At 36.5% G+C, this 6,687-nt stretch carries 7 protein-coding genes and 2 pseudogenes; 3 read left to right on the forward strand and 6 right to left on the reverse strand.

What is annotated here, in order from left to right:
* Positions 1-143 (forward strand): annotated as a pseudogene (locus WFH18_RS16150) (IS30 family transposase); the annotation flags it as partial.
* A gap of 312 nt (positions 144-455) precedes the next feature.
* Positions 456-863 (forward strand): hypothetical protein, encoded by a 408-nt coding sequence (locus tag WFH18_RS16155; protein WP_336755260.1) that lies wholly within the window; start codon positions 456-458, stop codon positions 861-863.
* A 58-nt stretch (positions 864-921) separates the two neighbouring features.
* Here WFH18_RS16155 and WFH18_RS16160 read toward each other — a convergent pair whose 3' ends face one another.
* The 3 genes from WFH18_RS16160 to WFH18_RS18575 form a co-directional block, all read right to left on the reverse strand.
* Positions 922-1,194: a hypothetical protein gene (locus WFH18_RS16160; protein WP_106439006.1), complete on the reverse strand. Its 273-nt coding sequence runs from the start codon at positions 1,192-1,194 to the stop codon at positions 922-924.
* Between the two features lie 42 nt (positions 1,195-1,236).
* Positions 1,237-4,074 (reverse strand): SNF2-related protein, encoded by a 2,838-nt coding sequence (locus WFH18_RS16165; protein WP_336755262.1) that lies wholly within the window; start codon positions 4,072-4,074, stop codon positions 1,237-1,239.
* Positions 4,075-4,288: 214 nt separating this feature from the next.
* A complete protein-coding gene (locus WFH18_RS18575) occupies positions 4,289-4,465 on the reverse strand; it encodes a class I SAM-dependent methyltransferase (protein ID WP_374952191.1) in 177 nt (58 codons plus the stop codon).
* Between the two features lie 340 nt (positions 4,466-4,805).
* Here WFH18_RS18575 and WFH18_RS16175 point away from each other — a divergent pair, with 340 nt between their 5' ends.
* Positions 4,806-4,952 carry a hypothetical protein gene (locus WFH18_RS16175; protein WP_336755263.1) on the forward strand — a complete coding sequence of 49 codons (147 nt, stop codon included), beginning with the start codon at positions 4,806-4,808 and terminating at the stop codon, positions 4,950-4,952.
* Positions 4,953-4,989: 37 nt separating this feature from the next.
* Here the strand turns inward: WFH18_RS16175 and WFH18_RS16180 are convergent, their stop codons facing one another.
* The 3 genes and pseudogenes from WFH18_RS16180 to WFH18_RS16190 all read right to left on the reverse strand — a co-directional run.
* The gene (locus WFH18_RS16180; protein WP_005096077.1) at positions 4,990-5,220 is read right to left on the reverse strand and encodes a helix-turn-helix transcriptional regulator; all 231 of its coding nucleotides are present in this window, start codon (positions 5,218-5,220) and stop codon (positions 4,990-4,992) included.
* A 95-nt stretch (positions 5,221-5,315) separates the two neighbouring features.
* Complete coding sequence (locus WFH18_RS16185) at positions 5,316-6,218, reverse strand: recombination directionality factor (RefSeq protein WP_336755265.1); 903 nt, start codon at positions 6,216-6,218, stop codon at positions 5,316-5,318.
* A 174-nt stretch (positions 6,219-6,392) separates the two neighbouring features.
* Positions 6,393-6,575 (reverse strand): annotated as a pseudogene (locus WFH18_RS16190) (YqaJ viral recombinase family protein); the annotation flags it as partial.
* Between the last annotated feature and the right edge of the window lie 112 nt (positions 6,576-6,687).

The raw sequence follows: 6,687 nt of genomic DNA on the forward strand, positions 1-6,687 counted from the left end.
CAGATCAGCATTATTTAAATCAAGTTGCCATGTCACTGAATACTCGTCCTAGAAAAGCGTTAGATTGGCTTACACCATTAGAGAAATTTGCTCAGCTTGTTGATTATCATATGGCTTTTGAAACTGTCGCACCTCATGTTTGAATTCGCCAAGCTTTTGCTGATCTCTGTAATGCATATAAAGATACTTTTCTAAAGGAATATCCAGACCAATTAGAGCATGACATTATTGAAAACCTAGCTTTTTCATTTTCAGATAAAAAGTATTTACAAATTCCTCTAGCAGATAGTGTTCAAGCAACCTATGACTTTATTATTCAGACATTAAAAACGTTAAGTATAAGTCCAAACGATATTGCTATCCTTTCTTCAAAAATTGATTTTTTAAGAAATCTACAAAATAATTTTAAGTTTCAGAGAACGGATAGTACTTTTGAGACACCTACTGAATATGAAATGATTCAAAAAAATTTTGATGGAAAAGTTGAAACTTTTCTAAAAAAGAAAGCTCAATTAGAAGAAAAACTACATTCTTGTCATCCATCTGATATTAACCATATTCGCTCTGAAATCCAAAAATTAACGAGCTATATGAAAAATGCAGCAAAACAGAAATTAAAAGCACTAGATGAGTTTCGTAAACTCAAAAAAAGACATTTTAATGCCAATTCTGGTTTAATGAAGATTGCAACCACTCATAGCTTTAAAGGTTTTGAAGCTGATACTACTTTTCTGATCATTCAACCTAATGATAGTCCAGAAATTGTTTATGCTGGACTGACAAGAGCAGCAAATAACTTATATATCATTGATTTAGATACTAGCAACGTATATAAGAGCTTCTTTGAGAAACAACTTTCTTAAAACGTATAGAGCGAATAGAATTTTTTGGAATTCTACTCGCTTTTAGTTAAATTAAATTTTAATTCTGTTTATTTCGCTCTAACTCTAATAAATCTGCATATTCGGGACGATCTTTAAAGAAGTCAAAAATTGTTGTTTCTTCAATACCTACTTCTTTCTGTTTTTTATTGATTTCAATCAGTTGATCTTTAATTTTATAAAAATCCTTAACTCGTTCTTCTTCAGCATAGTTTTTAGCATTTTCAGCCAGCTTTGCTGTTTTTTCTTCAAGTTTAGAAGATAATTCATTACATGTAGTTGCAAAGTTATGCAACTTATCCCAAATACCCATTTCCACTATCTACCTTAAAATTATTAATAATTTAACTATACTTTAAATAACTTTCCACTTAACTACAAATAAGTTTTCAGCTTTACTTGAGCGATGTAGTCTTTGCTCCAATGCTTCGACCAGCGCATCCCGCTTATCCGCTATTTCATCCTCGACATCAAAAACCTGTTGTCGCATGCGTCGTTTTTCTTTTTCAGCTTTTTGTATTTCTTCCTGTAGTCGTTTTTCAGTTTCAATATCAGGTGCTTTGCGAGACTCTCGTTTCAGACTAGATATTTTTAACTTTATATCTTCAAGCATTTTCTCCACGGCAAGCAAACTATCCTCAGCCCACTGTTCTAGCTTATCCCGTTCCTTTTTGAAAAACTCATCATTCAGCTCCAAAGCATGGTTTAATGCAACTTGATACTGCTTATCAATATTTGCCTTAAATATTTCAGGAATCGGGTCTACTACATCAGACAATACTGTTGCATTGACTTGAAGCAACCGCTCACATAAGTCCACATCTAAAACCTTACCATCATCGGTCATTGCCGTGATCACAATATGCTCTTCTTCTTGAAAAGAATCCAAACTCAAGACAGTAATAGATAGCCAACCCTTTTGCCCTTTTAACCCTTCTAGTAGCGTTACCTTTTGACCATACTGGCTATAATCAAACTGAATGAATTGTTTTGGTGTCTGTAAGCCTTTGGCACTATCCAACACAAACTCACCTAAAGGATGAGTTAAACGATAGATAAAAGTATTTTCAGGAATCCGCTCACCTTTACGTATAAGCTGATATTTACCTGAAGGTGCTGTTAATATTGGTGACTTAGTTAAATCAAAACTTAGATTATGGTCATGAAATTGAGCGAACTTTTCCAGAATAAATTTTGTAGATAGCCAAAACAAACGACTAATTTTATCTAGCTGTAGTTCAGCTCGTTCTTTTTGTACTTTTAGCAAGTCATGAATATCTGCATCAAAATGCTCAAGTAACAGCTCTTGTGTCCTTTTCATTTTATCGTTAATTTGCTCTTCAAGCTCATCCCTTAATTGCTTAAAGCTTTGTTCTATTTCTTCTGAACTACGACATTGATCATAAATTTCAGAAATCCGTTTTTCAAAATTTATACCACTTTCAACTGTTCCTAAAATGTCATTAGAGGCACCAAAGACACCATCAAACAACTGAAATTTATCTTTAAGCAACTCCAAAACTCGCTGATCTGCTTCATTCCTTTCATTTAAGAAATTAACGACAACAACATCAAACTCCTGACCATAACGATGGCAACGACCTATTCGTTGTTCCACACGTTGCGGATTCCATGGTAAATCATAGTTAATGACCAAGGAGCAAAATTGTAAATTCACACCTTCTGCTGCTGCTTCTGTCGCAATTAGTATTTCTGCCTCATTCTTAAAAAAATCGATTAAAGCCGTGCGCCGATCAATTGCTGGTGAGCCTGTAACATGTTGAGTCCCTAAATATTTACCCAACCACTTTTGATAAATACCTGTATTCGTTGCAGATGTATTACTTCCATTAAATCCTATTACTTTTCCGTTGTATCCTCGTGCTTCCAAGAATGCGATCAAGTATTCCTGAGTACGCTTTGATTCAGTAAAAATAACAGCCTTTCGTTTCGCACCCATTTCAAACATGCGAGCAAAGCCTTGCTCAATCGCGGAAAGTAAAGCAAAAGTCTTACTATCATCTTTAATTTTATAAGCCTGCTGTATATAACGTTCAATTTCAGCTATTTCAGATTTAATTAAACTAACATCTATTTGTCCATGACCTGCTTCCTCATCAAAATCATCCAGCAGCTCTTCATCCATATCCTCATCAACAATAAAATTACTGAGCCAATCTTCATCTAGACTCTGCTGTTCAAGCAATTTTTTCAGTCGCTGTTGAATAGCTTCTAAAGTTGCAATTACAGCAGGAGTCGAGGATGCCAAAAGTTTTCTTAAAACAATTGAAATTAAATGTTTTTGTTGTTGTGGAAATGCATAGCTGACATCTCGCTGCAAATACTCACTGATTGAATCATATAAGCTTTGTTCATGATCACTAGGCTTAAAGGGAACTGTTAAAGCATGACGATTGGTGTAAGGAACATATTCCAAAACATCTTTACGCAAAGTCCTTTGCATAAATTGCTGGATTCTTTTTTTTAACGATTGAATATCACCATCAACCACATATCTAGAACGAAATGCTTTCTCATCACCAAATAAGTGCTCATCTATAATCGTACTTAGACCATAAAGCTCCATTAAAGTGTTCTGTAACGGTGTCGCTGTTAATAACAACTTTTTCTTACCAACCAAAGAACGTTTTAAACTATTTCCAATCTTATTATTTGAGCGATGAGCATTCCGTAATTTATGTGCTTCATCAATGACAACTAAATCCCACGGAATTTGTGCCAAGGCATATTCCATTCGATTTGCAAAAGCATAAGAGATGATTGAAATCTGCCCATTATTGAAAGGATCGTAAATACCTTCTTTGCGTGCCATATTCCATGTTTTCAAATCTAGAACTTGGGTAGGTAAATTAAATTTATCTTGTAATTCTTGCGCCCATTGTTTTCGTAAAGATGCAGGGCAAATAATTAATAAATTTCGACGTCTTTCAACCCAATACTGACATAGCACCAAAGCTGCCTCGATTGTTTTTCCTAATCCCACTTCATCAGCAAGAATGACTCCTTTACTTAAAGGATTATTTAAAGCAAAAAGAGCAGCTTCAATTTGATGAGGATTCACATCCACTTGGGCATCAAATAATGACTGAGATAAACGATCACTAGCTGAAGCTGATCGCTTTTTGGTTATTTCCCATGCAAAATATTTTATTTGGTGGTTGGTATAAATCATTATTTAAGTATTATTAAAAGCTAGTATTTGATTTTAAATATAAATGTTTATAGATTTTCTTCAATCCCTAAATGTTACTTTTACCATAAAATAATTTATAAACAGCTCAAAAAAGTTATACCCACAATCCTTTGTAAGATTGATCTCCATATTTAAAAGACATATAGCAAACACCATTTGGCTTTAGCGTCGTTAAGATCCTTTACAATATATCTCATTCGCAGTGCAATAAAGAAGCATATGCCCAAATTCCATCGTATTTAGCTGCTTCATCCAACTCATAAAAACTTACCAATTGTACTAATGCTCCCGTAAACTGACGTGCTTTTTCAACCAGTTCCTCTGAAAAATCTATTGCCTCTACCTGATGCCCAAAATTTTTAAAAGCCAAGCTATCTCGACCTGAGCTGTGGCTCAGGTCGAGAAGTATGTTCGGGTAGATTTTAAAAATGATTGTTACAAACTGGTCATGCCAATTTGAGAATTCATTCCAAATAATTGATCAGCATTATGATTGTGATAGTTTATATTTTTTTTCATGATCTTCTAAATATAGATGGTCGTAGTATCCACTTTAAATGCTTAACATAAATCTGCCCGAGTAATTATAAACAGGGGTTGTCACAAATTTAATTAAAAACTAAGATAAGACAAATAGTTAAAGAGTGAAAAAAATGACCGCTTGTCCTTTATGTAACAAAGAACTCGGTAGCGAATACCTGGACTCTATCATGGATGAACTTGCTCACAATAAAGATACTTTTTATTCTAAAGATGATAAATGTCCTCATTGTCAACAAAAGCTGCTTTTTAAAAAAAATGCTCTTAGCTACTATCTCATTAATGATGACAAAGAAATTTTGATCGGTGGCGCATAAAAAAATTAATTCAAAATAAGGGAGCTAAGAGCATCCCTTATTCTCGACTCGCCAACTTACTTTCAATCCATTGATGGATCTCATAAGCTGACCAGCCGATACGATTTTGAGTAATTTTAACTTTCTTTGGAAAAGTTGGATCATAGTAGGGTGAGTCCTCATCCATCATCTCGTAGATGGTAGAACGCCCCACACCGACAAATTCTACGACCTGCTTAATACTGATGAGTTGATTCATTTGAAATGTTTGACCGATAAACGCATTCATGAGGCTAGCTCCTAATCATTGATGCGAGCGGCTATTCGCTCAAATAATAGAGCTGGTCTGTAAAATTTAACGTTAGCTATCTTCTCTCCTCTCGCTTAATTCACAGCTCTTACACTTTGGTGTAACCCCTGCTGAATATCCTGTACAAACTCTTTAGGCGAAGCTTGTTGCTCCACCGCCCGGTTCTGTTCTTGTTCAGGATAGTATTCTTCCAGCACATCTAAGCCTTCCTCTATATCCGTTTCAAACCGTGCATTGGCAAAACCTCGTCTGGCAATATGATCTACAGCTTCTTGATAGAATCCGGCCTGCTTACTCTGTTCATCAATCTGCTTAGCTTGGGTAATCGCATCATTCAGACTAATGCCCTCCCGTAAAGTCAGATCCACGTAATACACCGGCTGACGATAGCTTTGTGTGGTGCTTTTGCCTCTTAAAGTCAGTTGCAAAGGCAAGCAAGATAATAAGCCTCCTGAAGCTGCATGGTAATAACTCAATCGTGCTGCCAAAGTCCGAATACTGTTAAAGCCGGTGGTTCTAAAGATGAAGGTGCCAAATTCATCCGAATCATCCAAATTCACATGTAAACGTCCATAAGGTTTGCAGTTGCCGCCTTGTGCCAGAGGACATAAATCAGGTGATGGGCATGGATGTTGCTCTACCCCTTGATTGGTTAAACGCTGGCAGGTTTCTCCATTGCCGACACAGACTGGCCGTCCAGTCTGGCGGTCAAATAAGCTGTATTCTGCACGTAGGTTTAAGTCAGGATCATTGAAGATCATTCTGACAGGAATTGAGCGTAGCTTTTGATTGGGAGTATTGGCTCGAAGCTGTTCATCCAGTGGATGTTTTACCCAGCCACTCTCCTTGCTTTGGATCTGGGAAGTAATGGTGAACTGATCATCCTTTTCAGGTAGGCGTTTGCCATTCTTTTCTACTACCCGACCGATACTGATACGTCCCAGGGCAGGTGGTGTAATCGCTAAACCTTTAATCATTTTATTTTCCTCAATTTGATTTTGTACAGATCATCCAGCTTTATGTAGATCACCTGATTCAAGAAATATCTATATAGCTCGCTACAAAAGCCGCGACCGTTTGCCCTCTATTCCTAGCGAATGGAGTGCGGGGAGCGGTTTTTGCGCATCGCTATTTAAATGTGCTGAAACAGGCTAGTCGGTATAGATATTGAATCGACGACCGCCTTGCTTCTGAAGTGGATAAAGCTCAATGAGTTCAGGCTGATGCTGAAGCAATGCCTTGGTATTCAGACTGATGGAGTCCTTGGCTTTCTTCCACACCACAGAACCATGAGCAAAGGTGGCTCGTTCAGCATCTTTCATCAGCATTTGGATGTTGTCAACGGCATTTTAAAATTGACCCCTTTTACCTTAAAAATGGCGAAGTAAAATTGACCCCTTTGATCTCGTATTAAGTTTCAACCTGCGGCTGAATCCCAATTCTTTT

This window comes from Acinetobacter sp. USHLN143 (assembly GCF_037145695.1).
Lineage (GTDB): Bacteria > Pseudomonadota > Gammaproteobacteria > Pseudomonadales > Moraxellaceae > Acinetobacter > Acinetobacter fasciculus.